21 protein-coding genes, 1 tRNA gene and 1 pseudogene are annotated in these 26999 nt (G+C 76.3%); 12 read left to right on the top strand and 11 right to left on the bottom strand.

The annotated features are described in order from the left end of the window. Positions 1-3: 3 nt before the first annotated feature. A complete protein-coding gene (locus GC089_RS05540; RefSeq protein WP_230685080.1) occupies positions 4-1254 on the bottom strand; it encodes a cation:proton antiporter in 1251 nt (416 codons plus the stop codon). 96 nt (positions 1255-1350) lie between these two features. On the opposite strand from GC089_RS05540, the gene GC089_RS05535 reads away from it, so the two are divergent. Genes GC089_RS05535 through GC089_RS05520 form a run of 4 tightly spaced genes read left to right on the top strand, consistent with a single transcriptional unit; the run spans position 1351 to position 6151 of the window. After that, positions 1351-1722, top strand: coding sequence for a hypothetical protein (locus GC089_RS05535; RefSeq protein ID WP_155376800.1), 372 nt, complete (start codon positions 1351-1353; stop codon positions 1720-1722). Between the two features lie 49 nt (positions 1723-1771). Then, entirely contained in the window at positions 1772-3586 is a 1815-nt protein-coding gene (locus tag GC089_RS05530) for a thiamine pyrophosphate-requiring protein (protein WP_155376799.1), read from the top strand. 40 nt (positions 3587-3626) lie between these two features. Then, a complete protein-coding gene (locus GC089_RS05525; protein ID WP_155376798.1) occupies positions 3627-4703 on the top strand; it encodes an L-dopachrome tautomerase-related protein in 1077 nt (358 codons plus the stop codon). Then, on the top strand, positions 4700-6151 hold the full coding sequence (locus GC089_RS05520; RefSeq protein ID WP_230685079.1) for an MFS transporter: 1452 nt from the start codon (positions 4700-4702) through the stop codon (positions 6149-6151). The genes GC089_RS05525 and GC089_RS05520 overlap by 4 nt, the downstream gene beginning before the upstream one ends. A gap of 24 nt (positions 6152-6175) precedes the next feature. Here GC089_RS05520 and GC089_RS05515 read toward each other — a convergent pair whose 3' ends face one another. Both GC089_RS05515 and GC089_RS18370 read right to left on the bottom strand, forming a co-directional pair. Next, entirely contained in the window at positions 6176-6733 is a 558-nt protein-coding gene (locus GC089_RS05515) for a DUF488 family protein (RefSeq protein WP_155376797.1), read from the bottom strand. 49 nt (positions 6734-6782) lie between these two features. Next, a complete protein-coding gene (locus GC089_RS18370) occupies positions 6783-7169 on the bottom strand; it encodes an STAS domain-containing protein (RefSeq protein ID WP_196250834.1) in 387 nt (128 codons plus the stop codon). 364 nt (positions 7170-7533) lie between these two features. On the opposite strand from GC089_RS18370, the gene GC089_RS05505 reads away from it, so the two are divergent. The 3 genes from GC089_RS05505 (at position 7534) to GC089_RS05500 (ending at position 9500) form a co-directional block, all read left to right on the top strand. Then, on the top strand, positions 7534-8211 hold the full coding sequence (locus tag GC089_RS05505) for a GAF and ANTAR domain-containing protein (protein ID WP_196250833.1): 678 nt from the start codon (positions 7534-7536) through the stop codon (positions 8209-8211). A gap of 99 nt (positions 8212-8310) precedes the next feature. Beyond that, entirely contained in the window at positions 8311-8601 is a 291-nt protein-coding gene (locus GC089_RS18890) for an FAD-dependent oxidoreductase (protein WP_230685078.1), read from the top strand. Continuing rightward, the gene (locus GC089_RS05500) at positions 8574-9500 is read left to right on the top strand and encodes an FAD/NAD(P)-binding oxidoreductase (protein WP_370514074.1); all 927 of its coding nucleotides are present in this window, start codon (positions 8574-8576) and stop codon (positions 9498-9500) included. Before GC089_RS18890 ends, GC089_RS05500 begins: the two co-directional genes overlap by 28 nt. A gap of 43 nt (positions 9501-9543) precedes the next feature. On the opposite strand, the gene GC089_RS05495 is transcribed toward GC089_RS05500, so the two are convergent. Together GC089_RS05495 and GC089_RS05490 are read right to left on the bottom strand one after the other, a co-directional pair. Continuing rightward, positions 9544-10890, bottom strand: a complete 1347-nt coding sequence (locus tag GC089_RS05495) for a M1 family metallopeptidase (RefSeq protein WP_196250832.1) — start codon at positions 10888-10890, stop codon at positions 9544-9546. Further along, positions 10887-14804, bottom strand: a pseudogene (locus tag GC089_RS05490) (Pls/PosA family non-ribosomal peptide synthetase). The gene GC089_RS05495 and the pseudogene GC089_RS05490 overlap by 4 nt, the downstream one beginning before the upstream one ends. Before the next feature lie 252 nt (positions 14805-15056). Here GC089_RS05490 and GC089_RS05485 point away from each other — a divergent pair. The 3 genes from GC089_RS05485 (at position 15057) to GC089_RS05475 (ending at position 18458) form a co-directional block, all read left to right on the top strand. Next, positions 15057-15629: an MOSC domain-containing protein gene (locus GC089_RS05485; RefSeq protein WP_155376793.1), complete on the top strand. Its 573-nt coding sequence runs from the start codon at positions 15057-15059 to the stop codon at positions 15627-15629. 101 nt (positions 15630-15730) lie between these two features. Next, positions 15731-17656, top strand: coding sequence for a gamma-glutamyltransferase (gene ggt / locus GC089_RS05480; RefSeq protein WP_155376792.1), 1926 nt, complete (start codon positions 15731-15733; stop codon positions 17654-17656). An 82-nt stretch (positions 17657-17738) separates the two neighbouring features. Then, positions 17739-18458 (top strand): bifunctional 2-polyprenyl-6-hydroxyphenol methylase/3-demethylubiquinol 3-O-methyltransferase UbiG, encoded by a 720-nt coding sequence (locus GC089_RS05475; RefSeq protein ID WP_155376791.1) that lies wholly within the window; start codon positions 17739-17741, stop codon positions 18456-18458. Between the two features lie 60 nt (positions 18459-18518). On the opposite strand, the gene GC089_RS05470 is transcribed toward GC089_RS05475, so the two are convergent. Then, positions 18519-19193, bottom strand: a complete 675-nt coding sequence (locus GC089_RS05470; RefSeq protein WP_230685077.1) for a hypothetical protein — start codon at positions 19191-19193, stop codon at positions 18519-18521. A 140-nt stretch (positions 19194-19333) separates the two neighbouring features. After that, positions 19334-20029: a DUF2382 domain-containing protein gene (locus GC089_RS05465; RefSeq protein ID WP_155376790.1), complete on the bottom strand. Its 696-nt coding sequence runs from the start codon at positions 20027-20029 to the stop codon at positions 19334-19336. Between the two features lie 186 nt (positions 20030-20215). On the opposite strand from GC089_RS05465, the gene GC089_RS05460 reads away from it, so the two are divergent. Next, complete coding sequence (locus tag GC089_RS05460) at positions 20216-20575, top strand: DUF2200 domain-containing protein (protein WP_155376789.1); 360 nt, start codon at positions 20216-20218, stop codon at positions 20573-20575. A 116-nt stretch (positions 20576-20691) separates the two neighbouring features. On the opposite strand, the gene GC089_RS05455 is transcribed toward GC089_RS05460, so the two are convergent. The 3 genes from GC089_RS05455 to GC089_RS05445 form a co-directional block, all read right to left on the bottom strand. Next, positions 20692-20765: transfer RNA gene (locus tag GC089_RS05455), tRNA-Met, on the bottom strand. An 83-nt stretch (positions 20766-20848) separates the two neighbouring features. After that, positions 20849-21820, bottom strand: a complete 972-nt coding sequence (locus GC089_RS05450) for a DMT family transporter (RefSeq protein WP_155376788.1) — start codon at positions 21818-21820, stop codon at positions 20849-20851. A 182-nt stretch (positions 21821-22002) separates the two neighbouring features. Continuing rightward, the gene (locus tag GC089_RS05445) at positions 22003-25044 is read right to left on the bottom strand and encodes a UPF0182 family protein (RefSeq protein ID WP_155376787.1); all 3042 of its coding nucleotides are present in this window, start codon (positions 25042-25044) and stop codon (positions 22003-22005) included. A gap of 128 nt (positions 25045-25172) precedes the next feature. Here GC089_RS05445 and GC089_RS05440 point away from each other — a divergent pair, with 128 nt between their 5' ends. After that, positions 25173-25751, top strand: a complete 579-nt coding sequence (locus tag GC089_RS05440; protein ID WP_155376786.1) for a PPA1309 family protein — start codon at positions 25173-25175, stop codon at positions 25749-25751. Between the two features lie 72 nt (positions 25752-25823). Here GC089_RS05440 and GC089_RS05435 read toward each other — a convergent pair whose 3' ends face one another. After that, entirely contained in the window at positions 25824-26894 is a 1071-nt protein-coding gene (locus GC089_RS05435; RefSeq protein ID WP_370514073.1) for a PDZ domain-containing protein, read from the bottom strand. Between the last annotated feature and the right edge of the window lie 105 nt (positions 26895-26999).

Here is a 26999-nt window from a genome sequence, read left to right as displayed (position 1 = left end):
GGTCTAGCCGGGCGTGCGGGCGATCGGCGGCCCGTCCGCCTGGTCGTCCGCCTCGTCGTCCGCCTCGTGGAACTGCCGCGCGACGACGACGTCGGTCGAGGAGTGGGCCAGGATCGACAGGACGATGACGAGCGCCACGAGGTGGAAGAGCTCGTCGGCGCGCGCGATCCCGGACTCCAGCACGATCAGGCCGTACACGACCGACGCGAAGCCCTTCGGACCGAACCACATCGCCGCGGCCTGCTGCCGCGCGGGGATGCCCGACCCGGCGAACGAGATCGCCAGCGCGACGGGCCGCGCCACGACCAGCGCCAGCACCGCGAACACCCAGCCCGCCAGGGTGATCTCCTCGAAGAGGAACGCGGGCGTGACCAGCGCGCCGAAGACGAGGATCGCGGCGAGCTTGAGCAGCTCGGTGACGAGCTCGCCGAACTGCTCGAACTCGTGCCGCAGGTCGGGGCTCGCGCTCGCCAGCGTGATGCCCGCGGCGAACGCCGCGAGGAACAGGTTCGCGTGCGTCACCTGGCTGACCGCGAGGACCAGCAGCCCGGTCACGACCGCCACGAGCGGCTGGAGCGCCCGCGACGCCTGGAGGAACGGCAGCCGCTCCAGGCGGACGACCACCAGCGGGATGCCGATCCCGACGACGAGGCCCAGGGCGATCTCCTCGGCCAGCACCCATCCGCTCGGCGTGCCCTCGCCCCCCACCGTGCCGAGGAGGACGAGGACGAACGGCAGCGCCAGGCCGTCGTTGACGCCGGACTCGACGTTGAGCAGGTGCCGCAGCCGCATCGGCACCTCGCGCCGTCCGACGATCGCGGCCGCGAAGACCGGGTCGGTGGGCGCCAGGACGGCACCGAGCAGCAGCGCCTCGAGCCAGGGCAGACCCGCCACGAGGTGCGCCAGCGCCGCGGTCACGAGCAGCGTGAGGGGCAGCCCCAGCAGCAGCGCGCGTCCCGGTTCCCGCCACGCCGCGCGCAGGTCCCGCCACCCGACCCGCATGCCGTCGGTGAACAGCACCGAGAACAGGGCGAGCTCGGCGAGCTGCGACACGACGGGGTCGCCGACCTCGACGTCGATCACGTCCAGGACGCCCGGGCCGAGCGCGAAGCCGCCGAGCAGGAACAGCACGGCCGTCGAGAGGACCGTCCTGTTGGCCCGCTCGGACACCAGGACGGCGACGAGCAGGAGGGCCGCGAACGCGAGCAGGAGCACGGGTGCCTCCGGGCGGTCGGCGAGGTCGGGCGGGGCCACCGGCCCGCCCGGGCTGCGTCGTCATCCTCACGCGCCTACCGTCGGGAGGCACGACGTCGGGCCGTACGGGCCCCGGCACGGGACGCAGGAGGCGGCATGACGGACGCGGCGACGGCGGGCGGTGCGGGCCCGATCGGGCAGGTCACCGAGGGGATGGACGTCGTGGACGCCGCCGGCGAGCGCGTCGGCACGGTCGCGTCCGTGGCGATGGGTGACCCGGGCGCCGCGACGGGCGCCGGGCAGGACACGGGCGGGACCGGCGGGATCGTCGGTGCGGTGGTCGACGCGATCGTCGGACCCTCGGACCTGCCCGAGCAGGAGCGCGAGCGGCTGCTGCGCGTCGGGTACGTCCGCATCGACGCGCGCGGCCTCTTCACGGGCTCCCGCTACGCCGCCGCCGACGAGATCGCGTCCGTGGAGGGTGGCACGGTCCACCTCGGCGTGCCCGCGGACCGCCTCGTCGGCTGAGCGCCCGGGCGGCCGGGGCGGGACGGATCCGACGACGAGGACGGCGTACATGGTGACGGTGGCGGACGGGATCGTGCAGCGGCTCGCGCAGTGGGGCGTGCACCGCGTCTTCGGGTACGCGGGTGACGGCATCGACCCGATCCTCGCGGCGCTGCACCGCGCGCAGGACGAGGTCGAGCTCGTCACGGCGCGGCACGAGGAGATGGCCGCGTTCATGGCGACGGGCCACGCGAAGTACGGCGGCGGGGTCGGCGTGGCCCTGGCGACGCAGGGGCCGGGCGCGGTGCACCTGCTCAACGGCCTGTACGACGCCAAGCTCGACCGCACGCCGGTCGTCGCGATCGTTGGGCAGGTCGTGACGACGGCGCTCGGCAGCGGGTACCTGCAGGAGGTCGACCTGCCGGTGCTGCTCAAGGACGTGTGCGGGCAGTACGTGCAGACGGTCATGGCGCCCGAGGCGATGACGCACGTGCTCGACGACGCGATCCGCACGGCGCTCGCCACGTCGAGCCCGACGGCCGTGATCGTCCCGCACGACGTGCAGAAGGCGGACCTGCCCGAGCCCGAGCAGTCCCACGGCGTGGTGACGACGTCCCCGGCGCACGCCCGCGCGCGCAGCGTCCCGTACGACGACGACCTCGACCGGGCGGCCGAGCTGCTGGCCGCCGGCGAGCGCGTCGCGGTCCTGGCCGGTCGCGGCGCCGCGCACGCGACGCGCGAGGTGCTCGAGGTCGTGCAGCGCCTCGGCGCGGGCCTGACGACGTCGCTGCCCGCCAAGCCGCTGTTCGACGAGGGCCTGCCGTTCCACTGCGGCGTCATGGGCCACCTCGGCACGACCGCGTCGGCGGACCTCATGGCCCGCTGCGACACCCTGCTCATCGTCGGCAGCAGCGACCCGTGGACCGAGTTCTACCCGCCGCTCGGGCAGGTGCGGACCGTCCAGGTCGACGTCGCGGCGCGCAACCTCGGCGCGAAGTACCCGGTCGACGTGCCGCTCGCGGGCGACGCCGGGACGACGCTCGCGGCGCTGCTCGCGCGGCTGCCGGAGCGCAGCGCGGACGAGCGCCGGCCGTGGCGGGCGCACGTCGAGGAGTCCGTCGCGGCGTGGCGGCGGATCGCCGACGAGCGCGTCGCCGCACCCGCGACGCCGCTGAACCCGCAGCGCGTGCTGCACGAGCTGTCGGCGCACCTGCCCGCGGACGCGCAGGTCGCGGTCGACGTGGGCTCGGTCGTGTACTGGTACGCCCGGTTCCTGCGCCTGCCGCCGGGCGTGCCGGCGCACCTGTCGAGCACGCTCGCGTCCATGGGGTCGGCGATGCCGTACGGGATCGCCGCCAAGCTGCTGCACCCGGACCGGCCCGTCGTGGCCCTGTCCGGCGACGGCGCGGCGCAGATGAACGGCATCAACGAGCTCGTCACCGTCGCGCACCGCTGGCGCGACTGGGCCGACCCGCGGTTCGTCCTGCTCGTGCTCGACAACGGCGACCTGGCCGAGGTGTCGTGGGAGCAGCGCGAGATGGAGGGCGACCCGCGCTTCCCCGTCTCGCAGACCGTGCCGGCGTTCCCCTACGCGCAGTACGCGGAGCTGCTCGGGCTCCGCGGCATCCGGGTGGACGAGCCCGGGCAGCTCGCCGACGCGTGGCGCGAGGCGCTCGCGGCCGACCGGCCCTGCGTGCTGCACGCCGTGGTCGACCGCGACGCCCCGTTGCTCCCGCCGCGCGTGCCCGCGTCGAAGGTGGAGCAGATGCGGCAGGGGCTCGCGCAGGAGCCGGACGGCGCGCACGGCCGCGACCTGCTCGACCGGCAGCGCGCGGGCGAGGCCGGCGACGACCCCGCGGGCCTGTCCGCGGAGCACGCCGGATGACCCCCGCCCCGATGGCAGGAGCCCGACGACAGGAGCACCGATGACCGACCTCGAGCTCGTCCACGAGTTCCACGGCCCCATGCCCACCGGCGTCACGGTGTCGCGCACGGGCCGGGTCTTCGTCAACTACCCGCTGTGGGGCGACGACGTGCCCGCGACCGTCACCGAGCTGCGCGACGGGCAGGCCGTGCCGTACCCGGACGAGCGGTGGAACAGCCCGTCCGGGCAGGACGACGCCGGGGCGTTCGTCTCGGTGCAGAGCGTCGTCGTCGACCCCGCCGACCGGCTGTGGGTGCTCGACACCGGCAGCCCGATGTTCGAGCCGACGCAGCCCGGCGGGCCGAAGCTCGTCCGCGTCGACCTCGCGACGGACACCGTCGCGCAGGTGATCACGTTCGCGCCCGACGTCGCGCTGCCCAGCACCTACCTCAACGACGTCCGGTTGGACCTGCGCCGCGGTGACGCCGGGTACGCGTTCATCACCGACTCCTCCGACTCCGGGCCGAACGGCCTGGTCGTCGTGGACCTCGCGACGGGGGACGCGTGGCGGCGCCTGCACGACCACCCGTCGACGAAGGCGCTCGGCTGGCAGGACTTCCGCCCGCTCGTCGAGGGACGCCCGTTCGTCCAGGCGCCCGAGCCCGACGCGGACGCGCAGCCCGTCGCGATGGGCGCCGACGGCATCGCGATCTCGGCCGACGGCGAGCGGCTGCTGTACTGCCCGCTGGCGAGCCGGCGCTGGTGGAGCGTGTCCGTCGACGCGCTCGTCGACCGGTCCCTCGACGACGACGCCGTCGCGGCGAGCGTCGTGGACGAGGGCGACAAGGGCACCGGCTCCGACGGGCTGGAGACCGACGACGCAGGACGGGTGTACCTCACGGCGTACGAGCAGGACGCGGTGCTGCGCCGGCTGCCGGACGGCACGTTCGAGACCGTCGCCCGCGACCCGCGGCTGCTGTGGCCCGACACCCTGTCGGTCGCGGACGGCTGGCTGTACGTCACGGCGAACCAGCTGCACCGGCAGGCGACCTACCAGCGCGGGCAGGACCGGCGCGAGAAGCCGTACGCGCTCTTCCGGGTGCGGATCGACGCCGGTCCCGTCCGCCTCGCGCCGTGACGGCGGCGCGTCCGGAGGCCGAGCCCGACCCGAACCGGTGGAAGGCCCTCAGCGTCTGCCTCACCGCGGGGTTCATGACGCTGCTCGACGTGAGCATCGTCAACGTCGCCCTCCCCTCGATCGCCGACCAGCTCGACGCGTCCGCCGCCGCGCTGCAGTGGGTGGTGTCCGGGTACGCGCTGACGTTCGGGCTCGTGCTGGTCAGCGCGGGGCGTCTCGGGGACGCCCGCGGCCGGCGGGCGCTGTTCATCGCGGGCGTCCTGGTCTTCACGCTCGCGTCGCTCGCCGCGGGGCTCGCGCAGTCGGCGGCGTGGCTCGTCGTGGCGCGCCTCGCGCAGGGCGTCGGCGGCGGCATCATCAACCCCCAGGTCTCGGGGCTGATCCAGCAGCTCTTCCAGGGGGCCGAGCGCGGGCGGGCGTTCGGGCGCCTCGGCGCGACCATCGGCGTGTCCACCGCGATCGGTCCCGTGCTGGGCGGCGTGATCCTCGCCGTCGTCGGGCCGGAGCACGGGTGGCGCTGGGTCTTCCTCGTCAACCTGCCCGTCGGGGTGCTCGCGATCCTGCTGTCCCTGCGCTACCTCGCGCCGCGGCGCGACAAGGAGCCGGCGCGCGACCTCGACGCCGTGGGGGCCGTGCTGCTGGGCGCAGGCGTCGTCGGCGTGCTCTGGCCGCTGGTGAGCGAGCAGTGGGAGCCGGTCGACGCGGCGCTGCTGGTCGTGGGGCTCGTGCTGCTGGCGGTGTTCGTCCTGTGGGAGCGCCGCGTCGACGCGCGCGGCGGTACGCCCATGGTGCGGCTGTCCCTGTTCCGCGTGCCCGGGTACGCGTCCGGCGCCCTGCTCGCGCTCGCGTACTTCTCCGGGTTCACGGGCATCTTCTTCGTCCTCACGCTGTACCTGCAGGACCAGCTCGGCTACACCCCGCTGCAGGCGGGCCTGGCGATCACGCCGTTCGCGCTCGGCTCGGCGGTGACGGCGGCGATCGGCGGGCGGGTCGTCAGCACCCGGGGACGCGCCGTCGTCGTCACCGGGCTGGTGCTCGTCGTCGCCGGCCTCGTGCTGACCGACGTGCTGCTCGACGCGGCGGGCGGCCGGTCCGTCACGGGGTGGTGGACCGCCGCGCCGCTGCTGCTGGCCGGCCTGGGCAGCGGGCTCGTCATCGCCCCGAACCAGACGCTCGCGCTCGAGCACGTGCCCGTCGACCAGGCGGGTGCGGCGGGCGGGGTGCTGCAGACCGGGCAGCGGCTGGGGTCGGCGGTCGGGATCGCGGTCGTCGGTGCCCTGTACTTCGCCGGGGCAGCCTCCGGCGACGGCACCGCGGGCGTGACGAACGGGCTGATGGCGACGGTGGCGCTGCTCGTGGTCGCGCTCGTCATCGGCGTCGTCGACCTCGTGCGACGCCGGCACGGGGTCACCGCCGGCGGCGCGGGCTCCCCCGCCCGGCCCGGCTGACCGGCCCCACCCGGGGACGGCCGCTCAGCCGGCGTCCGCCGGGGCGTCGTAGACGAGGCCCTCGTCCGTGACGCGCGCCCCCGCCGCCGGCCGGTGCGGGGCGAGGCGCCCGTCGTGGGCGAGGTGCAGCACCTCGACGTCGTGCAGCAGGACGGCCACGTCGCCGACGAGCCGGCGGTGGCAGCGCCACCACACCGTCTCGCTGCACATCACCGCGACGCGACCGTCACCTGCCGCGGCGACCTCGGCGAGCAGGTCCCCCATGCCCGCGCGGAAGGCGTCGGTGCGCGTGTGGGCGGCGTACGCGCGGAACGCCGCCACCTGCCACCACGTGTCCACCGCCTCCGCACCGCGCACCGAACGCCGCCCGCCGAGCCGCTCCTCCCAGCGGTACGCGACACCCGCGTCGGGCAGCCACCCGGCCAGCGCGTCCCGCCCGACGTGCGGGTGCCGGCGGCTGCCGGGGAACCGGCGGACGTCCACCACGGACCGCACGCCTCCCGCGCGCAGCGCCGCGACGATCCCGTCCTGGTCGAGCGTGCCGTGACCGAAGGTCAGCAGGGGCGGCGGACTGTCGGGCACCGGACCACCGTGCCACCGGCCGGCGCGGCGCGCAGCGGCGCTGCCGCGGTCAGGACCCGCGCGGGCCCGGCCGACCCGGCCGCTCCTCGGCCGCGAGCAGGTCCGGGGCGACGACGCGCGCGACCTCCCGCAGGAGCGGCCGCACGTGCAGCAGGACGAGGCGGGCGCCGCGGGCGGCGGCGGCTCGCTGCACCCGGCCGAGCAGCCGGACGCCCTCGACGTCCACGAACGTCAGTGGTCCGAGGTCGAGCCGCACGACGTGCGGCCGGTCGCCGGAGAGGGAGGCGCGCAGCACGGCCTCGACCCGGGGTGCGGCGTCGCGGTCCAGGTCGCCGTGCAGGCGCAGCAGCGGCTCGGCGCCGCCCACGCGTTCGACGGTGCACCCCGCGCCGACCGTGGGGACGTCGACGGGAACCGGGACCGGCGTGTTCGCCACGGGGCCTCCTCGGCCGGGCGCCGGCGGTGCGGCGCGAGCGGGGCCGCCGGTGGTCACCGGCGGGACGGCTGCGTCCCAACCGGGACCACGGTAACCCTTCGGACAGGGCGGGCGGAACCACCAGCCGTCGACCGGGCGCGCGCAGGGGTACCGTGGACGGTGACCGGGGATCCCCGAGCGGCGGGGCAACCGCCGCCGTCTGCGGCCGAACGTCCATCCGTGACGCGACCCGCCGCACCCGTGCCGTGGCTCCGCCACCGAGATCGGTGATCGACGTGCCCGCTGACCACGCCTCCGCGCCCGGCGCCCTGCCCTCGGGCGGCCCGGCGCCCCCGTCGACCAGACGGCCGCCCTGCTCGACCTGGTGCTGCGGACCGACGCGGTCGAGGAGCAGCTCCAGCAGGTGGCCGACGCCGCCGCCGCGCTCCACCCCGACGTCGCCGCGTGCGGCATCACGGTCCGCCGCGGCCGGCGGGCCCTCAGCGTCGGGTCGAGCGACCCGCTCTCCCAGGTCGCCGACGAGCTGCAGTACGACGAGGAGGAGGGCCCCTGCCTCGAGAGCCTCGTCCACGGGGTGGTCGTCGTCGTCGACGACTACGCGCGCGAGAGCCGCTGGGGCGTCTACCCCGCACGCGTCGCCGAGCACGGCCTGCGCAGCAGCCTGTCCCTGCCGCTGGCACCGGCCGGCCGGCCGGTCGGGGCGCTCAACGCGTACGGCACCAGACCCGGCATGTTCGCCGGCGCGCTGCGCGACGACCTCGCGGCGTTCGCGGCCCGCGCCCAGAAGGTCGTGGCGGTCGCGCTGCGGCACGCCGAGCAGGCCGAGATGGTCGACCACCTGCACGCCGCGATGGAGTCGCGCAGCGCCATCGACCAGGCCCTCGGCATCCTCATGGCCCAGCAGCGCTGCACCGCGGACGAGGCGTTCGCCCTGCTGCGCCGCGCCAGCCAGGGCCGCAACCGGAAGGTCGCCGACCTCGCCGCCGACATCGTCGCCTCGGTCAGCGGCGGGCCGCCCCGCACCGGCCGGTTCACGCCCTGACGCCGGTCCGCGCCCACGCCCGCGCCCGGCGGGCGGACGCGGGGACGGTCGCCTAGCGTGGCGGACGTCCTCGTCCTCGAGCCCGCGGGAGCGTGCCGCATGAGCGTGCGTCGTCACGACGTCGTCGTCGTCGGTGGCGGGAACGCCGGCATCTCCCTGGCGGCGAAGCTGCTGCGCGACGGGTGCCGTGACGTCGCCGTCGTCGAGCCGAAGGACGTGCACCACTACCGCCCGCTGCTCTCGTACGTCGCGGGCGGCACGGCGACGCTGGACGACCTGACCCGCCCGCAGGTCGAGGTCATGCCCGCGGCGTGCACTGGTACCGCGACCGGGTCACGGCCGTGGACCCGGCGGGACCCGCCGTGCACCTGGCGGGTGGCGACGAGCTGACGTGCGGCGACGTCGTGCTCTGCCCGGGCTCGCAGGTCGACTGGGCCGCGGTCCCGGGGTCGCGCGAGGCCGTCGCCGGCCCGCACGCCTCGACGAGCTACCTGCCCGAGCACGCGCCGGACGCGTGGCGGATGCTGTCGTCGCTGACGTCGGGGCGCGCGGTGTTCGCGCTGTCGGCACGGCACGTGCCCTGCATGCCCGTCGGCCTCAAGCCCCTGCTCATGGCCGCCGACCACTGGCGGCGCACGGGGGTGCTGGGGGACGTCACGGTCGACCTGCTGGTCGAGGGCGACGCGCTCGCGGGTCTCGCCCGCGCGGACCGCGAGCTGCGGGCCGCGGCGGAGTCGTACGGCGTCCGCGTGCGCACGGGCACGACGCCGACGTCCGTGGACCCCGGTGCGCGGACCGTCCACGTCCGCACCCCGGACGGCCCCGACGCCCTGGCCTACGACGTCCTGTTCCTCGTGCCGCCGCACCGCGCACCCGGCTGGGTCGCGGACAGCGGCCTCGACGGCCCGGGCTCGGACGGCTTCGTCGCCGTCGACCCGCAGACGCTGCAGCACCGCGTGCACCCGCGGGTGTGGGCGCTCGGCGACGTGGCGACGGTCGAGACCTCGCCGTCCGGGGGCGCGCTGCGCAAGCAGGTGCCCGTCGTCGCGCACAACCTCGCCGCGCGCCGGACGGGCGGGCCGGTGCGGCGCTACGACGGCTACACCGTCGCCCCCGTGACGACGTCCCGCCGCAGGCTCCTGCTCGCCGAGCACGACCGGGACGGGAACGCCGAGCCGAGCGTGCCGTTCCCGGACCTGGTGCGTCCCGGGCGCGGGCTCTACCTGTTCGACCGCTACCTGGAGGTGCAGGTCTACTGGCACCGCCTGCTGCGCGGCACGGTGTCCTGACCCGGGCGGTGCCGGCCCTCCCCCGGGGCCGTCGGGCCCCGGGTCAGCCCGCGGCGGGCAGCGGCGGCAGCGCGGGCCGGTCCAGCCAGTCGACGAGCAGGTCGGCCACGCGCCGCGCGAGAGCGTCGCCCCCGGTCGCCGCGGCGTGCTCCGCGGCCAGCGCGCGCAGGTCGTCCGTCGTGGCCGTCGCGTGCCCGTACCGGGACGTCCACGCGCGCAGCAGCCCGAGGAAGGCGTCGGTGCCGAGCACCGCGCGCAGGGCCTCGAGCGTCAGCGCGCCGCGCTTGTACACGCGGTCGTCGAAGATCCGGTCGTAGCCGGGGTCGGTCAGCACCAGGTCCTGCGGCCGCGCGGCCAGGCGGCCGTGCCACGTGCGTGCGAGGGTCCGCGCGTCGGGTCCGCCGGACGCCTGCGACCACCACCACTCGGCCCAGCAGGCGAAGCCCTCGTTGAGCCAGATGTCCTGCCAGGTCCCCAGCCCGACGCTGTTGCCGAACCACTGGTGCGCGAGCTCGTGCGCCACCAGGCGGTCGTCGGCGTCGGGACCCGTCAGGTGGTTGGCGCCGAACACCGCCGCGCCCTGCGCCTCGACGGGGATCTCCAGGTCGTCGGGCGTGCACACGAGGGTGTAGCCGGCGAACGGGTACGGGCCGAACGCGTCGACGAGGCAGGACAGCAGGGCGTCGTGGTGCGCGAGCCGGCCCCGCACGGCCGGCACGAGCGCGGCCGGGACGAGCGCGCGCTGCGGCGCCGCGCCGTCGCCGAGCACCAGCTCCTCGTAGCGGCCGACCTGCACGGTGGCCAGGTAGGTGGCGGTCGGCCGGTCCTCCTCGTGCACCCACGTGGTGGTGCTGGCGCGGGTGCGCCGCCCGACGAGGCGCCCGTGCGCGAGCACCCGGTACGGGGTGTCCACCGTCAGGGCCGTGCGGTACGTCGCGCGGTCGTCGGGGCGGTCGTTGCAGGGGAACCACGACGGGGCCCCGGTGGGCTGGCTCGCGACGATCGCCCCGTCCTCGAGCTCCTCCCACCCGACCTCGCCCCAGGGGCTGCGCACGGGCCGCGGGGTCCCGCCGTAGCGGACCGTCACCGTCAGGCGCGTGCCGGCCCCGACGTCCCGTCCGAGCCGCAGCGTGAGCCGTCCGCCGCGGTGGTCGTGGCGGACGAGCGGGGCGCCCGTCACCTCGACGCGCTCGACCGCGAGGCCGACGAGGTCGAGCACGAGCGCCCGGGTCGGGGCGAGCACCTCGACGTCGAGCGTGGCCGTCCCCCGCAGGCGGTTCGGCGCGACGCGGTACGTGAGGTCCAGGTCGTAGTGCGCGACGTGGAAGGCCGGGTCACCGTGGCCGGTGGCGTAGGGGTCGGAGGACGACGTGCGGTCCGCGGGCCTCACGCGGACGCCCGCTCGTCCCGCCAGGGGGCGATCGGGTTGCCGACCCACCGGCTGCCGGCGGGCACGCGCTCGCCGCGCAGCACGAGCGAGGCCGGCCCGACGCTCGCACCGGCGCCCACGACGGCCGCCGGCAGCACGACGCCGTGCGGCCCCAGGGTCGCGCCGTCCTCGAGCGTCACCGCGTCCAGGCTCATCACGCGGTCGTGGAACAGGTGGGTCTGCACGACGCACCCCTGCCCGACGGTGGCGCCGTCGCCGAGGCGCACCAGGTCCGCCTCGGGCAGCCAGTACGACTGGCACCACACGCCCCGCCCGATCCGGGCGCCGAGCCCGCGCAGCCACCACACCAGCGCGACGGTACCCGTCGCCGGGTCGGCCGCGAACGGGGCGGCGAGCATCTCCGTGAACGTGTCGGCGAGCTCGCCCCGCCACACGGCCGCGCTCCACAGCGGGTGGTCGCCGGGCCGGTGCCGCCCGACGAGCAGCCACTTCGCGACGATCGTGACGAGCGCCGCGACGACGCCCGCGGCCACCAGCACGAGCCCGCCGGCCGCGACGGCCGCCCACCAGCCGGCCGCGAGCACGACGGCCTGCAGCGCCAGCAGCGTCCCGAGCGCGAGCGTGCCCACCGCGAGCGCCGGGACGACGCGCGCGAGCTCCACGGCGGCGCGGGCCCGCCGCAGGCGCGGGGCGGGTCGTACGTGCGCGCCGGGTCGTCGAGCGTCGCCGCGCGCGGCAGCGGCGCCGGGGGCTGCCGAGGTAGCTCGAGCCCGGTCGGGTGCGCCGGGGCGTCGCGGACAGCACGGCCACGAGCCCGTTCTTCGGCACGGCGCGTCCCGGTGCCGTCATGCCGGAGTTGCCGAGGAACGCGCGCCGCCCGACCTTGGCCACGGCGACCCGCAGCCACCCGCCGCCCAGCTCGTAGGGCGCGACCATCGTGTCGTCCGCGAGGAACGCACCGTCCTTGACCCGCATCATCGACGGCAGGCCGACGACGGTGGAGATCTCGGTGCCGGCGCCGACGCGCGCGCCCAGCAGGCGCATCCACGCGGGCGTCGCCACCGACGAGTACAGCGGGAAGAGCGTCGTGCGGGCGGCGTCCACGACGCGCTGGGTCGTCCACGCGCGCAGCCCCTGGCCCGAGCGGACCGGGTGGTACCCCTCCCGGAGGCCGCGGCCCAGCACGCGCACCGCGACCACGACGAGGACCGCGTACAGCGCGTACGCGAGCAGGCCCGCGGGCACGCTCGCGAGCAGCGCGGGGCCGACCGCCGCGCCGAGCGTCGGTGTGCCGCGCACCGCCCACGCGACGACGGCCAGACCGGCGGCGACGGCGACGACGGGCAGGGCCGCGACGAGCGCGCCGGCGGCCGCGTACCCCGCCACCCACGCCCGCGCCCGGTCCCGCGCGGGGCGACGGGAGGGCCACGGGTGCCGCGCCTCGTGCGCCCGGGTGGCGGGCGAGCCGGTCCAGTACTCGTCCTCCCCCGTCGCCCCGTGCACCGCCGAGCCGGCGGCCACGTCCGTGCCGGCGCCGACGTGCGCACCGGGGTAGAGGACGCTCCGGGCGCCGACGGTCGCCCCCGCGCCGACCGTGACGTGCCCGACGTGCAGGACGTCGCCGTCCACCCAGTGCCCGGACAGGTCGACCTCCGGCTCGACCGCGCACCCCCGCCCGAGCGTGAGCATGCCCGTGACGGGCGGCACCGAGTGCAGGTCGACGTCGCGGCCCATGCGCACGCCGAGCGCCCGCGCGTACAGCCCGACCCACGCGGCCGTCGCCGGCGTCACGGCGCCCATGCCCTCCGCGAGCCGCTCCGCCGCCCACAGCCGCAGGTGCACCGAGCCGCCCCGCGGGTACGTGCCCGGGCGGACGCCCGCGAGCAGCAGTCGGGCGCCGAGCGCGCTGACCCCCATACGGCCGAGCGGGCTGACGGTGAGCAGCCAGCCGACGGCGACCCACCACCAGGACACGGGCGGCAGCCACGGCAGGGGCGCCACGAGGTGCGCGACGTTCGCGGCGGCGGCGAGCGCGGTCAGCCAGCGCAGCGCGACGAGCCCGCGCAGCGGCAGCAGCGCGAGCAGCTGCACGGCCTGCGCCGCCACGGGCACGGGGCGCACGGCCGCGGCCGGGCCGCCGGCCGCCGGGCCCTGCGCCGCCTCGGGCCACGTCGTGTCGAGGAAGTCCGCGAGGTCCCCGACCTCCGGGTGCGCGTACACGTCCGCGACGGTCGCCTCGGGGTAGCGGGTGCGCAGCGCGGACACCAGCTGGGCGGCGGTCAGCGAGCTGCCGCCGCGCAGGAAGAAGTCGTCCTCGGCGTCGGCGGGGTGCACGCCGATCACGTCCGCCCACTGCTGCCCCACCCAGGCCGCCGTCCCCGTCAGGCCGGCCTCGGGTGGGCCGTGCCGGCGCCCGGCACGGGCCACGGCAGCGCGTCGCGGTCGACCTTGCCCGACGTGCGCGTCGGGATGTCGGCCACGGGTGCGAGCAGCGGCACCATCGACCCGGGCAGCACCGCGCGCAGCCGCGCCAGCAGGTCGGGGGTGTCGAGCGGCGCGCCGTCGGCGGCCACCACGTAGCCGACCAGCAGCGCCGCGCCCGTGACGGACCGGCGCACCGCCGCGGCGGCACCGGCCACGCCGGGCAGCGCGAGCAGGGCGGCGTCCACCTCGGCGAGCTCGATGCGGTGCCCGTTGACCTTCACCTGGTCGTCGGCGCGCCCGACGAAGACGAGACCCTCCTCGTGCCGCTCGACGAGGTCGCCCGTGCGGTACGCGCGGTCCCAGCCGAGCCCGGGCGCGGGCGCGAACCGCACGGCGTCGAGCTCCGGGTCGAGGTAGCGCGCGACGCCGACCCCGCCGATGACGAGCTCCCCGGTCTCCCCCTCGGGCACCTCGGCACCGTCGGGCCCGACGACGGCGAGGTCCCAGCCGTCGAGGGGCAGGCCGATGCGCACCCGCTCGCCGGGGACGAGCGGCGCGGCGCAGGCGACGACCGTCGCCTCGGTCGGCCCGTAGGTGTTCCAGACCTCCCGGCCCGGTCCGGCGAGCCGCGCGGCGAGCTCCGGCGGCACCGCCTCGCCGCCGAAGATCAGCAGCCGCACGCCCGCGAGCGCGTCGACGGGCCACAGGCCCGCGAGCGTGGGCACGGTGGACACCACGCTGATCTCGCGCTCGACGAGCCACGGCCCCAGCTCGGTGCCCGCACGCACGAGGGAGCGCGGCGCCGGCACGAGCGTCGCGCCGTGCCGCCAGGCGAGCCACATCTCCTCGCAGGAGGCGTCGAAGGCGACCGACAGGCCGGCGAGCACCCGGTCGCCGGGTCCGATCGGCGCCCCCTGCAGGAACAGCCGGGCCTCGGCGTCGACGAACGCGGCCGCGTTGCGGTGCGTGACGGCGACCCCCTTGGGCCGCCCCGTGGAGCCGGACGTGAAGATGACCCAGGCGTCGTCGGACGGACGCGGCGGCTGCGGGTCCGTGCCCGCGCGCCCCCCGCTCGCCGGGACGGCGGGCAGGACGGCGCCGTCGGCGTCCGTCAGCTCCGGCCCGTCCCCCTGCACGACGCGCACGCCGGCCTCCGCGAACACGGTCCGCGCCCGCTCGTCCGGGTCGTCGGCGTCGACCGGCACGTAGGCGGCGCCGGCGCGCAGGGCGGCCAGCACCGACAGGTACAGCCCCACGGTGCCGGACGTGACCCGGACCCCGACGCGGTCGCCCCGCCGCACGCCCGCCGCGGCGAGCCGTGCGGCGCGCAGCCGCACCGCGTCGTCGAGCGCGGCGTACGTGAGCACCTCGTCCCCGTCGTCGATCGCGACCGCGTCGGGGTGCCGGCGCACGGTCTCGGCGAAGACGTCGACGAGCGTGCGGGCCACCGGCGCGCGCTCGCCGGCGCGCAGGGACGACGGCGCGGACACGGGGGTGGTCACGGGCGGTCAGCTCCTCCCCGGCGCGCGGGCACCGTGGTCTGCTCGGCATGTCGGCCGGACGGCCCGGTGCGCGCGGCGGGCGGACGCACCGCCGTCGGCCGCGGGATGGTGGCACAGCCCGGTGAACGGAAGGCAGACGGAGGGCGACGGGCTGCCTCCCGGGCCGCTCCGTCGGGTGCGCCGCGCCACCCGCGCGGCTCCGCTGGTGCCGTCACCACGGGACGACGGACACTGGGCCGCGTGGTGACGCCGTACCGGTACGAGGTGGAGGTCCTGCACCTGCTCGTCTCCCCGGAGCACGCGTACTTCGGCCGCCCGCGGGACGGCGCCGTCGACGTCCCGACCACCGACGCGGACCGCGTCGAGGTCGTGGCCGACAAGGGCGTCGTCGGCGACCGCTTCTTCGGCAGGGCGGCCCACATGGACGCCGCGATCACGCTGTTCGCGGTCGAGGCGCTCGAGGCGATCGCGGACGAGCTCGGCGCCGGTCCGTTCGACCCGCTGCTGACCCGGCGCAACGTCGTGCTGCGCGGCGCGGAGCTGGCCCCGCTCGTCGGCGAGGAGGTCGTGCTCGAGTCCGGCGGCGACGCGGTGCGCCTGCGGGTCGGGCGCCCCGCGCACCCGTGCGCGTGGATGGACCGCGTTCTCGCACCGGGCGCGCACCACGCGATGCGGGGTCGCGGCGGCGTGCGCTGCCGCCCGCTGACCAGCGGCTGGCTGCACCGTGGCCCGGCGACGCTCGTCAGCCCCGTGCCCCTCGACCCGGGCCGGGCCGGGGAGGCCGTCCGACGGCTGCCGTCCCGGCTGCCGTAGCGGCGCCCGCGCCCGCGCCGTCGAGTTCCCGCGGAGGGCTGGGCGGGCGGGGCGCGCGGTGGTAGGACGGACACCTGACGTCGCACCACCCGGGGGCCACCATGCGCACGTCCACGCTCGTCCGACCGCTCGGGGTCGCCGCCGCCGCGGCGCTCGCGCTCACCGCGGGGGTGCTGCCCGTCGCCGCGGCCCCGCCCCGGGCCGCGTCCGTCCCGGACGAGGTCGCCGTCGACGAGGGGACCGTCGACGCCGAGCTCGAGGCGCTCGTCGCGGGGCCCGAGGCGGAGCTGGACCACCGCGGGCGCGGCGGCTGGCACGGTGGCCGGCCCGGCCGCCCGCCCGTGAAGGTGCCCGTCGCGGTGGGCACCGGCGGCGCCGTCGCGACCGTCGACCCCGACGCGACGCGCGTCGGCCTCGACGTGCTGCGCCGCGGCGGCAACGCGGTCGACGCGGCCGTGGCCGCCGCCGCGACCCTCGGCGTCACCGAGCCCTACTCGGCCGGCATCGGCGGCGGCGGGTTCTTCGTCTACTACGACGCCCGCACGGGGCAGGTCCACACGATCGACGGCCGCGAGACCGCACCGGCGGCGATGGGCCCCGACGCGTTCGTGGAGGACGGGGTCGCGCTCCCCTTCGAGGAGGCGGTCACGTCCGGGCTGTCGGCCGGTGTGCCCGGCACACCCGCCACGTGGCAGGCGGCGCTCGACGCGTGGGGCACGTTCAGCCTGCGCCGGGCGCTCGCCGGGGCGACGCGGGTCGCGCACCACGGGTTCGTCGTCGACGAGACGTTCGCGCAGCAGACCGCGGACAACGCCGAGCGGTTCGCGGACATCTCCTCGACCGCCGAGCTGTTCCTGCCGGGCGGCGCGCCGCCGGCCGTCGGCTCGGTGTTGCGCAACCCGGACCTCGCCCGCACGTACGCACTGATGGCCCGGTACGGGGCGGACGTGCTCTACCGGGGCCCGCTCGCGCGCGAGATCGTCGCCACCGTCCAGGACCCGCCGGTCGTGCCCGGTGCGGACCGCGTCGTGCGCCCGGGGCTGCTCGAGCGGTCGGACCTCGCCGCCTACGAGGTCGTGCACCGCGACCCGACGCACGTGTCCTACCGCGGCCTGGACGTGTACGGCATGGCCCCGCCCTCCTCGGGCGGCTCCACCGTGGGCGAGGCCCTGAACATCCTCGAGACGAGCGACCTGGGGGCGCTCGACCGTACCCAGGCGCTGCACCGCTACCTCGAGGCGAGCGCGCTCGCGTTCGCCGACCGCAACCGGTACGTCGGCGACCCCGCGTTCGTCGACGTGCCCCTCGCCGAGCTGCTGTCCGACGGGTTCGCGGCGGAGCGCGCGTGCCTGGTCGACCCGGCCGCGGCGCTGCCGAAGCCGGTCGCCCCGGGCTCGCCCGACGGCGACTACGCCGGCTGCCCGGGCGGCGGCGAGCCGGGCGCGGAGGCACCGGGCGGCACGTCCACGACCCACCTGACGACGGCCGACCGCTGGGGCAACGTCGTCGCCTACACGCTCACGATCGAGTCGACGGGCGGCAACGCGATCGTCGTCCCCGACCGCGGGTTCCTGCTCAACAACGAGCTGACCGACTTCAGCTTCACGGACACGCAGGGCGGCGCGGACCCGAACCTGCCCGGTCCCGGCAAGCGCCCGCGCAGCTCCATGGCGCCGACGATCGTCCTGCAGGACGGCCGCCCGCTGCTCGCCCTCGGCTCCCCCGGCGGCTCGACCATCATCACGACCGTGCTGCAGGTGCTGGTGGACCGGCTCGACCTCGGCACACCGCTGCCCGAGGCCGTCGCCGCACCCCGCGCGACGCAGCGCAACACCGCCGCGGTGCAGGCCGAGCCGGGCTTCCCGCGCGAGGGGCTCGCCGCCCTGGGGCACACGTTCGCGGACAACCCGGAGATCGGGGCGGTCACGGCGATCGAGTTCGTCGGACGCCGGACGCTGCTGTCGGTCGCCGAGCCCGAGCGTCGTGGCGGCGGCAGCGCGGGCGTGGTCCACCCGCGTCACCGCTGAGGCCGCGGCCCCGCCCACCGGGTCCTTGCCGTTCCCGCACGGCACCTTGTGCGCGGGCCCGCGCCGCGCCGAGGCTCGACGGGTGACCGACGACCAGGACGTGCGCGCGGACCTGCTCCCCGGAGTGCCGACGCCGCCCCCGCCGCCCGCGCACCCGCGGGGGCGCGCCGCCGCCCCGCCGACCGACGCCGCGGAGTGGGACGCACGGTACGGCGGTGCCGAGCGCGTGTGGAGCGGGGAGCCGAACGGCGCGCTCGTGCACGAGGTGCGCGGCCTGCGCCCCGGGCGGGCGCTCGACGTGGGGTGCGGCGAGGGCGCCGACGCGGTGTGGCTCGCGGGGCACGGCTGGGACGTCACGGCCCTCGACGTCTCGGGCGTCGCGCTCTCGCGCGCCCGTGCGCACGCGACCGCCGCCGGTGCCGCCGTGACCTGGGTGCACGGCGGCCTCCTGGACGCCGCGCTGCCCGCCGGCGCCTTCGACCTGGTCTCCGCGCAGTACCCTGCCCTGCGCCGCACCCCGGACGCCCGGGCCGAGCGTGCGCTGGTCCGCCTGGTCGCCCCCGGCGGCACGCTCCTCGTCGTCCACCACGACACGCGCCACGGCAGCGGCGAGCACGGCGGCGGCGAGCACGGCGGCTTCGACCCCGACGACTGGGTGCTCCCCCGCGACGTCGCGCCGCTGCTCACGGCGGGCTGGCTCGTCGAGGTCGACGAGGTGCGCGAGCGGGCGGTCCGGGGCGGCGCCGGCGCGCACCACACGCACGACGTCGTGCTGCGCGCACGACGCCTCGGCGGTGGCTGAGGCCGGCAGCGGACGTGGCGACGGCCCGCACCGGGCGGTGCGGGCCGTCGTCGGGAGGGGTCAGCGGCCGAGACCGGCGCGGTCGACCTTCCGGTGGAAGCGCATGCCGGCGAGCCCGCCGAGGACCGCGCCGACGAGGCTCACGACGGCGATGGCCAGCAGCGTGATGATGCCGCCGGTCGTCACGTCGCCCTCGGCGATCGGGATGCGCGGGAAGCTGTCGAGCCGGCCCAGCACGTTGAACTGGTCGCCCGCGACGGCGGCGAGGACGGCGACCGCGATCGCGATGACGACGGCCCACAGCCACACCGCGATGCCCTGCTTGGCGCCGTCGAACCGCGCCATCCGGCCGGCCACGTAGCCGCCGCAGTAGTACGCGACGAACAGGATGACGGCGAGGACGATCCCGCCGACGAGGCCGACCGAGCCCGGGTCCGACGCGGCCTGGTCCGCCGCCTCGCCGAGGCTCGTGTCGTTCGCGACACCGACGGCCGTGCCTGCGGCGGCCGCGAGCGCGGTGAGCAGCACGGCGGTCCCGGTGGCGGTCAGCCAGCCGAAGAACGCCGAGCCGAACTTCATGCCTCCGTACTCCTCCTTCTCCCGCGCGACCACGCTCTCGCGGTCGCGGCCGAAGGCACGGGCGGAGACGGCCCCGCCGGACGGGGCGTGCGGGTCGGCCGCGCTCGCGCCGTCGGCGCTCGGGCGGTCGGGGGTGCTGGCGTCGTGTGTGCTCATGGCTGCTCCTGGTCTGGGTGTGCCGCGCCCCGCGCGGCGACGGACGGACCCGGGGTGCGCCCGGGTGCTGGCCGCCTCGGCGGCCGTGCGCGTCCGGACCGGCCCGGACCGGCCGGACGGCGAGGTGGACGGCGCCGCGGTCAGCGCCGCTCGCCGGCGGTGCCGGCGTCGTCCGGCCCCGGCGTGGGCTCCACGCGCACCTCCTCACGCGTGACGGGCACGGTGACCGTCTGCTCCTCGGTGACCACGTAGCGGCGCAGGCGTGCACCACCCGTCGTCACGCTCCCCTGACCGGCGTCCGCGTCCGAGGCGTCCCTGCGGACGGCCGGCGGCGCGTCCACGGGCGTGTCGGCCGCGTGGCGCCCGCCCGTGCCCGCTGAGCCGTCGGTGTCGTCGGTGCGGTCCGTGCCCGCCCCGACCCCGGACGTCGCTGCGTCGGTCCGGTGCTCGTCGCGTCGCCGGTCCTCGTCGTCCGCGTCGCCCGTGGTGCCGGCGCTCGCGCTGACGCCCTCGCCGTCCGCCACGCCGTAGTAGCGGTAGAGCTCGCGCTCCTCGTCCGGCGACAGGTGCCCCTCGGAGTCCTCGACCCGTGGCGCCCCCTTCACCTTCGCCTTGTCGTAGGGCACGACGATCTCGTCGCCGCGGACCGACGCGTCCGCGAGCGGGACGAAGGACTCCGCGCGCCCGAACAGGCCCGTGCTGACGGTGACCCACTCGGGGTCCCCGGTGCGGTCGTCGAGGAAGAGCTGCCCGACCTTCCCGATCTTGTCGCCGTCGGTCCCGACGACCGTGCCGCCGCCGACGAGCAGGTGCCGGATGTCGTCCGTGCTGATCATGGTGGTGTCTCCCCGGGGTCTGGGTGAACGACCTCTGATCTGGGCAACGTACGACCGACGGGGCGCGACGGCGACCGTAGCGGGCACCCCGGTGCCGGGAGCGGCTGGCCGTAGGCTCCGGACGTCGGCCGTCCCGTCCTCGCACGAGCGCCGCCGACTCAGCCGTCCGCCGTCGGGAGGAACCCCGTGCCGCGTCACCGCATCTTCACCACGAGCCTCGCCAGCATCTACCCCCACTACGTCGCGAAGGTCGAGCGCAAGGGCCGGACGCGGGCGGAGGTGGACGAGGTGATCTGCTGGCTCACCGGCTACGACGCGGCCGGCCTCACGGACGTGCTCGCGCGCGAGGTCGACCTCGAGACGTTCTTCGCGCAGGCTCCCGCGATGAACCCGAACGCCTCGCTCATCACCGGCGTCATCTGCGGCACGCGGGTCGAGGAGATCGAGGACCCGCTCATGCAGCAGATCCGCTGGATGGACAAGCTGGTGGACGAGGTCGCACGCGGCAAGCGCATGTCGTCGATCCTGCGCACGCCGGCGAGCTGACCGCGCCCGGGTCGGCCTCCGAACCACGTCCGGCACGACGTCCGGGACGACGTCCGGAACCACATCCGGAACGACGAAGGCCCGGACCTGTCGGTCCGGGCCTTCGTCCTTCTGAGTAGCGGGGGCAGGATTTGAACCTGCGACCTCTGGGTTATGAGCCCAGCGAGCTACCGAGCTGCTCCACCCCGCGTCGGTGTCTCTACTCTACGTCAGGCCGCACGGGCGTCCAAATCGCACGGACGTGCTCCCGGTCACACCACGGCCACCTGCCGTTCAGCGGCGCGGTGCCCCGGGTGCGGGCACGCCCACCGTCGTCGCCGGCGGCACGACCGCACCCGCTCCCCCGGCCGCCCGCGCGGCGCGCTGCGCCACGACGATCCCGAGCACGACCAGCAGCCCGCCCACCGGCTCGTACCAGTGCAGCCGCTCGTCCAGCACGAGGATGCCGAGGACGACGCCGACGACCGGCGTGAGGTAGGTGACGGTCGACGCCCGCTGGGCGCCCCACGCGTCGACGACCCGCGTGTTCCACACGTAGGCCATGCCCGTGCCGAGCGCACCGAGGCCGACCATCGACAGCACGACGGGCCAGGTCAGCGACACGGTCCCGCGGGCGACGACGGGCGAGAGCGCGAGCATCACGAGCGCCGCCACCACGATCTGACCCGCCGCGACCGTCTCCGCGGGCAGGCGCAGCGGCGTCACGAACCGGCGCAGGTAGGTCATGCCGAGCCCGTAGCACGCGGTCGCGCCGAGGCACGCGAGCACCGCGGGCAGCGGCGCCGCGACCCCGCCGGTCCCGAGGTACGTCCACGGCGCCATGATGACGACGACGCCCGCCGCACCGACCCCGAGGCCCGCGCCCTGCCGCGCCGTCAGCCGCTCCGCGGGCAGCAGCAGCGCGACCGCGAGCGACGTCATGAGCGGCGTCGTGGCGTTGAGGATGCTCGACAGCCCGGACGCCAGGTGCTGACCGGCCCACGCGAAGAGCTGGAACGGCACGACGCAGAGCAGCACGCCGACCACCGCCAGGTGGCCCCACGTGCGTCCGTCCCGGGGCCACCGCCGGCGCAGCACCGTCATGACCACCACGAGGGTCAGCGCCCCGAGCAGCAGCCGCGCGAGGGCGACCTGTGCCGGTCCGAGGCCCTCCAGCCCGACCTTCATGAACAGGAAGCTCGAGCCCCACACGAGGGCCGCCCCCAGGTACAGCACGACCGTGCGTCGGTCCCCGGTCGCCGTCATGGGCCCAGCCTGCACCCGACCACCCACACGCACCCAACCGGCCATGCCGCTCCCCTCCCGCGCCGGACCGGCGCCGTCGTCCCTCATCGAAGACGCGCGGGAGGACCGGGAGGTGAGGCGCACACGGCGCGAGGCCGGCACCCGTGCGGGTGCCGGCCTCGCGCCGCGCTGGTCGCCGGACGTCAGCCGCCCAGGCGCCCCTCTGCCTCGATCGCCCGCTGCAGCGCCTCGTCCAGCCGCTGCTGCGCCTCGCCGTACGCGGCGAAGTCGCCCTCCGCGAGCGCGGCCTGACCGGCCTCGATCGCGGCCTGGGCCTCGCGCAGCGCCGTCTCGAGCTCCGTGCGGGCGTCACCCGCCGGGGCCGCGCCACCCTCCGTGGGTGCGGGGGTCGCGGTCGCCTCGCCGGTCGGGGCCGGTGTGGCACCCGTCCCGCTGTCGCCACCCTCGACGGGCTCCTCGCCCTCGCTGGGCGGCTCCACGGGTCCGGCACCGGCGTCGCCCGCCGCCGCTCCGGAGTCTCCGCCGAACACCTGGTCGAGGGCGCCGTCGAGCGTCTGGGCGAAGCCGATCTCGTCGCCGAACGACACGAGCACACGCTGCAGCAGCGGGAACGTCGTGCCGCTGGACGCCTGCACGTAGACCGGCTGCACGTAGAGCAGACCGCCGCCGACGGGCAGCGTCAGCAGGTTGCCGCGCCGCACGAGGGAGTCACCGCGCGCCAGGATGTTGAGCTCGTTCGACACGACCGGGTCGGCCGTGAAGTTCGCGCTCGCCTGCCCGGGGCCGGGGACGGTCGAGTCGCGCGGCAGCTCCAGGAGCCGCAGCGTGCCGTACCCCTCGGCGATCTCGCCCGGTGTCGAGCCGGCGTCCGCGTCGACCGCCAGGTAGCCGGTCAGCACGTTGCGCGCGTTCGCGCCGCTCGGGATGAACGTCGACATGAGCGAGAACGTCGCCTCGTCCGTGCCGGGCATCTGCAGCGTCAGGTAGTACGGCGGCTGCGCCACCTCGGCGTTGGACGCCGTCGGGTCGGCCGGGCTCTGCCAGAAGTCGTTCCCCGAGAAGAACTGGCCGGCGTCCGTCACGTGGTACTGCCCCAGCAGCGCCCGCTGGACCTTGAACAGGTCCTCCGGGTAGCGCAGGTGGCTCATCAGGTCGCCGCTGATGTCCTCGAGCGGCTGCAGCGACGTCGGGAAGACCTGCGCCCACGCCTGGAGCACGGGGTCCTCGGTGTCCCAGGCGTACAGGTCGACCGAGCCGTCGAAGGCGTCCACGGTCGCCTTCACCGAGTTGCGGATGTAGTTCACCTGCTTGGGCAGCAGGGCCTCGACCGTCGCGGCGCGCTCCGTGAGGGAGTCCGTCGTCGCCTCCTGGAGGGAGCGCGTCGCCGCGTACGGGTACTGGTCGGACGTCGTGTAGCCGTCGACGATCCACTTGACCCGCCCGTCGACGACGGCCGGGTAGACGCGCCCGTCCAGGTCGAGGTACGGCGCGACCTTCGCCACGCGGTCGCGCGGGTCGCGGTCGTACAGGATCTGCGAGTGCTCGTTGACGCGCTCGGAGAACAGGATCTGCTCGTCGCCGAACTTCAGCGCGTACAGCAGCTTGTGCCAGACGTTGCCGACGGACGGACCCGCGGAGGTGTCCTGCGTCGGGAACCGGTAGGGCACGGAGCCGGTGCCCGTCTCGTCGTCCGGGTAGTCGAACTCCCAGCCGTCGGTGCCCTCGGGCCCGCCGACGATCGAGTACTCGGGCGACGACTGGCCGAAGTAGATGCGCGGCTCGTACTCGCCGAGCTGGTCCGACGTGGCCGCCTCCGCCGTGGGGATCCCGCTCTCCCAGAACTCGGGGGCGCCGCGCGCACCGCGCGTGTTGCCGTACGCCGCGACGACGCCGTACCCGTGCGTGTACACGGTGGTGTCGTTCGTCCAGTTGCGCTGCTGGGCGCTGAGGCCGGCCTGGTTGAGCTCGCGCACCGCGATGACGGTGTCCCGGCTCTCGCCGTCGATGGTGTAGCGGTCGACCGCGAGCGAGTCGGGGAAGTCGTAGAAGCCGCGGATCTGCTGGAGCTGCTTGAACGACGGCGAGACGATGTTGGGGTCGAGCAGACGGATCGACGCGGTGGTCTCCGCGTCCTCGCGCAGCGCGCCCGGCTCCGCCGTCACCGTGGCGTCGTACTCGCTGGTCTCGACCTCGTCGAGCCCGTACGCGGCGAGGGTGGCGTCGATGTTGCGCTGGATGAACTCGGCCTCGGCGTCCTGCTGGTTCGGCTGCACCTGGAAGCGCTGCACGACCGCCGGGTACACGCCGCCGACGACGATCGCCGCGACGACCATGAGGCCGACGCCGATGGCCGGCAGGCGCCAGTTGCCGCTGAACGCCGTGGCGACGAACGCGGCCGCCACGACGACCGCCGCGACCGCGAGGATCGCCTTGGACGGGATGACGGCGTTGACGTCGGTGAACCCGGCGCCCTGCCAGCGCTGACCGCCGGTCTGCTGCTTGGTCAGGATCGAGTACCGGTCGAGCCAGTAGTTCGCGGCGATGAGCAGCAGCACGAGCGCGCCCAGCACCGACAGGTGCACGCGTGCGGCGCGCGTCGCGCGCGGTGCGCCGCCCTGCCGCCCGCCGATGCGCAGGCCGCCGTACAGGTAGTGCGTCGCGACCGCCGCGATGATCGACAGGACCACGACCGCCATGAGGAACGAGACGACGAACCGCAGGCCCGGCAGCGTGAAGAGGTAGAAGCCGATGTCCATGCCCCACTGCGGGTCGCTCGTCCCCACCTCACGGCCGTTGAGCCACAGCTGCACGGTCGTCCACTGCTGGGACGCCGCCCCGCCGGCGAACAGGCCGAGCACCACGGGACCGACGACGAGCACGAGCCGGCGCAGCGGCTCGATGGCCTCGCGGTACTGGTCGAGGCTCGCCTGCTCCGGCGTCGACGGCGCGTAGACGGGACGCGACCGGTAGGCGTAGCTCAGCGAGAACCCGACGGCGGCCGCCATGACGAGGAAGCCGAGCACGAACAGCACCGCGCGGGTCAGCCACTCGGTGCGGATCACCTCGGTGAAGCCGAGCTGGGAGAACCAGAGCACCTCGGTCCAGACCTGGGCGAGCACCAGGACGAGCACCACGAGTGCGGCGAGCGTGATCAGCGTCGGGACCAGCGGACCGCGGCGGCGCGGCGCGTCCGGACGGGGGCGGGGTGGGGAGGCGAAGGTCACGGCGTGGCGTTCCTCGTCGTTTCTCGGGAGTTCCTCGGGCCGGCGTGCGGACCGTGCTGCCGACGGGCGTCACCCGTCGCCTGGCGAACGCGCCGGCGGGCTCACAGGTTCCCACACCGGGTGCGACCATGGGCGGCGTGAGCACTCCCCCTTCCCCGGACCCCGCCGACGACGTGCGCGCGGCCCGTGCCCTCGCCGACGCCGTGCGCGAGATCGAGCACCACGTCGCGGGCGCCGGCTGGGACGCCCCGGTGCGCGTCTTCGCCCTCGTGCGCACGCGCGCCGCCCTGGCCTCCGAGCCGGGCCTGGCCGAGCAGCTCGACCCGGCGGTGCTCGCGGCGGCCGAGGCGGACGACTGGCACCTCACGTCCGTCGAGCAGGAGGGGCTGCCTGACGCGCAGGACCTCGAGGGACTCCTGGGCGGGCTGTCGTGGCCGCCGACGGTGGACGGGGCCGCGGTGACCGTCGAGCGGGTCGTGCTGCCGCCCGAGGCCGAGGCCGACCTGCCGGCCGACCCGGAGCAGGCCCTGACCGCCCTCCTCGCGCACCCGGCCCGCCAGGACGTGCGGCTCGCCGTCGGCGTGCTGCGCGACGGTCCCGCCTGGTGCGCGCTGCGCACGCGCGCGCACGACAGCGACGACGCCGTCGGGCAGGGTCCCGACCTGGTGCCGGGGCTCGTCGCGGCCGTGCGCGCCACGCTGGACTGACCGCCGGCGCCGACGGGTCTCAGCCGGCGGTGCAGGTCGGCAGGTCGTCCGCCTCGCCGGCGCCGATCGCCGTCATCGCCTCGCGCGCCTCGTGCAGCGTGGCCACCCGCACCACGCGCAGCCCGTCGGGCACGTGCCCCACGACCTGCTCGCAGTTGCCCGCGGGGCGAGGAACCAGGCGGCGCCGTCCCGGCGCGCGCCCGCGAGCTTCTGGCGGATGCCGCCGATGGGCCCGACGTCCCCCGTGACGTCGATCGTGCCCGTGCCCGCGATGACCTCGCCGTCCGCCTCGTCCTCGGGGGTGAGCAGGTCGACGATCCCCAGGGCGAACATCGTGCCCGCGCTGGGCCCGCCGATGCCGTCGATGCTGATCGTCACGTCGACGGGCAGGTCGAACGACGGGTTGACGTACACGCCGATCTGGGCGCCGCCGTCCTCGCGCTCCCCCGTGGTCACCTCGACCTCCGTCTCCTGCCCGTGGCGCGTCACGGCCAGGGTCACGACGTCGCCGGGGGTGATGTCCTGCAGGCGGCGCACGAGCGTCTGGTAGTCCGGCAGCGCCTCGCCGTCCATCGCCGTGAGCACGTCGCCCTCCTCGAGCCGCCCCTCGGCGTCGCTGCCCTCGACCGTGCCGGCCACGACGAGCGTGGCGGGCACGTCGTAGCCGAGCTCGGTGAGCGCCGCCACGGTCGCGTTCTCCTGCGAGGACACCATGAGCTCGGTGTTCGACTCGTCGATCTGCTCCTGCGTGGCGTCCGGCGGGAAGACCTCCTCGACCGGCCGGACGACCGACGTCCGCGACGCCCAGCCACGCAGCACCGCCGACACGTACGAGGGGTAGCCGGGCCCGCCGGTGCCCGAGATCGTCGTCAGCCGCAGCTCCCCGCTCGACGGGTACGTCTGCGCGCCCTCGACCTGGATGAGCGGCGTGCCGTCGGCCTCCCCCAGCACGTCGCGGGTCGGGCCCGGGCTCGTCACGGCGTACGGCGCCGGGAGCACGACGAGGACGCCCGCGAGCGCGGCCGTCAGGAGCATCCCGACGGACAGCACGAGCGCGCGGGGCGTCGCGCGCGGACGCTCGGGCGGCTCGGCGGGGAGGACGGGGTCGGCGGGCCCGGGCGGGGTCGGCTGGTCGTCGAGCACGCACCGATCATCCCGCACCGCGTCCCACCCGCCCGCCGGTCCGCCCACCGGTCCGCCCTGAGCGAACCGCGCCGTGCCGTCCTGCCGGGCGCGCGCCGCCCCTGG

It is taken from the genome of Cellulomonas sp. JZ18 (genome assembly GCF_009720485.1).
In the GTDB taxonomy this organism is placed as follows: domain Bacteria; phylum Actinomycetota; class Actinomycetes; order Actinomycetales; family Cellulomonadaceae; genus Cellulomonas.
Note: the sequence above shows the minus strand (reverse complement) of the source record. Positions and strands in the feature narration are given on the sequence as shown.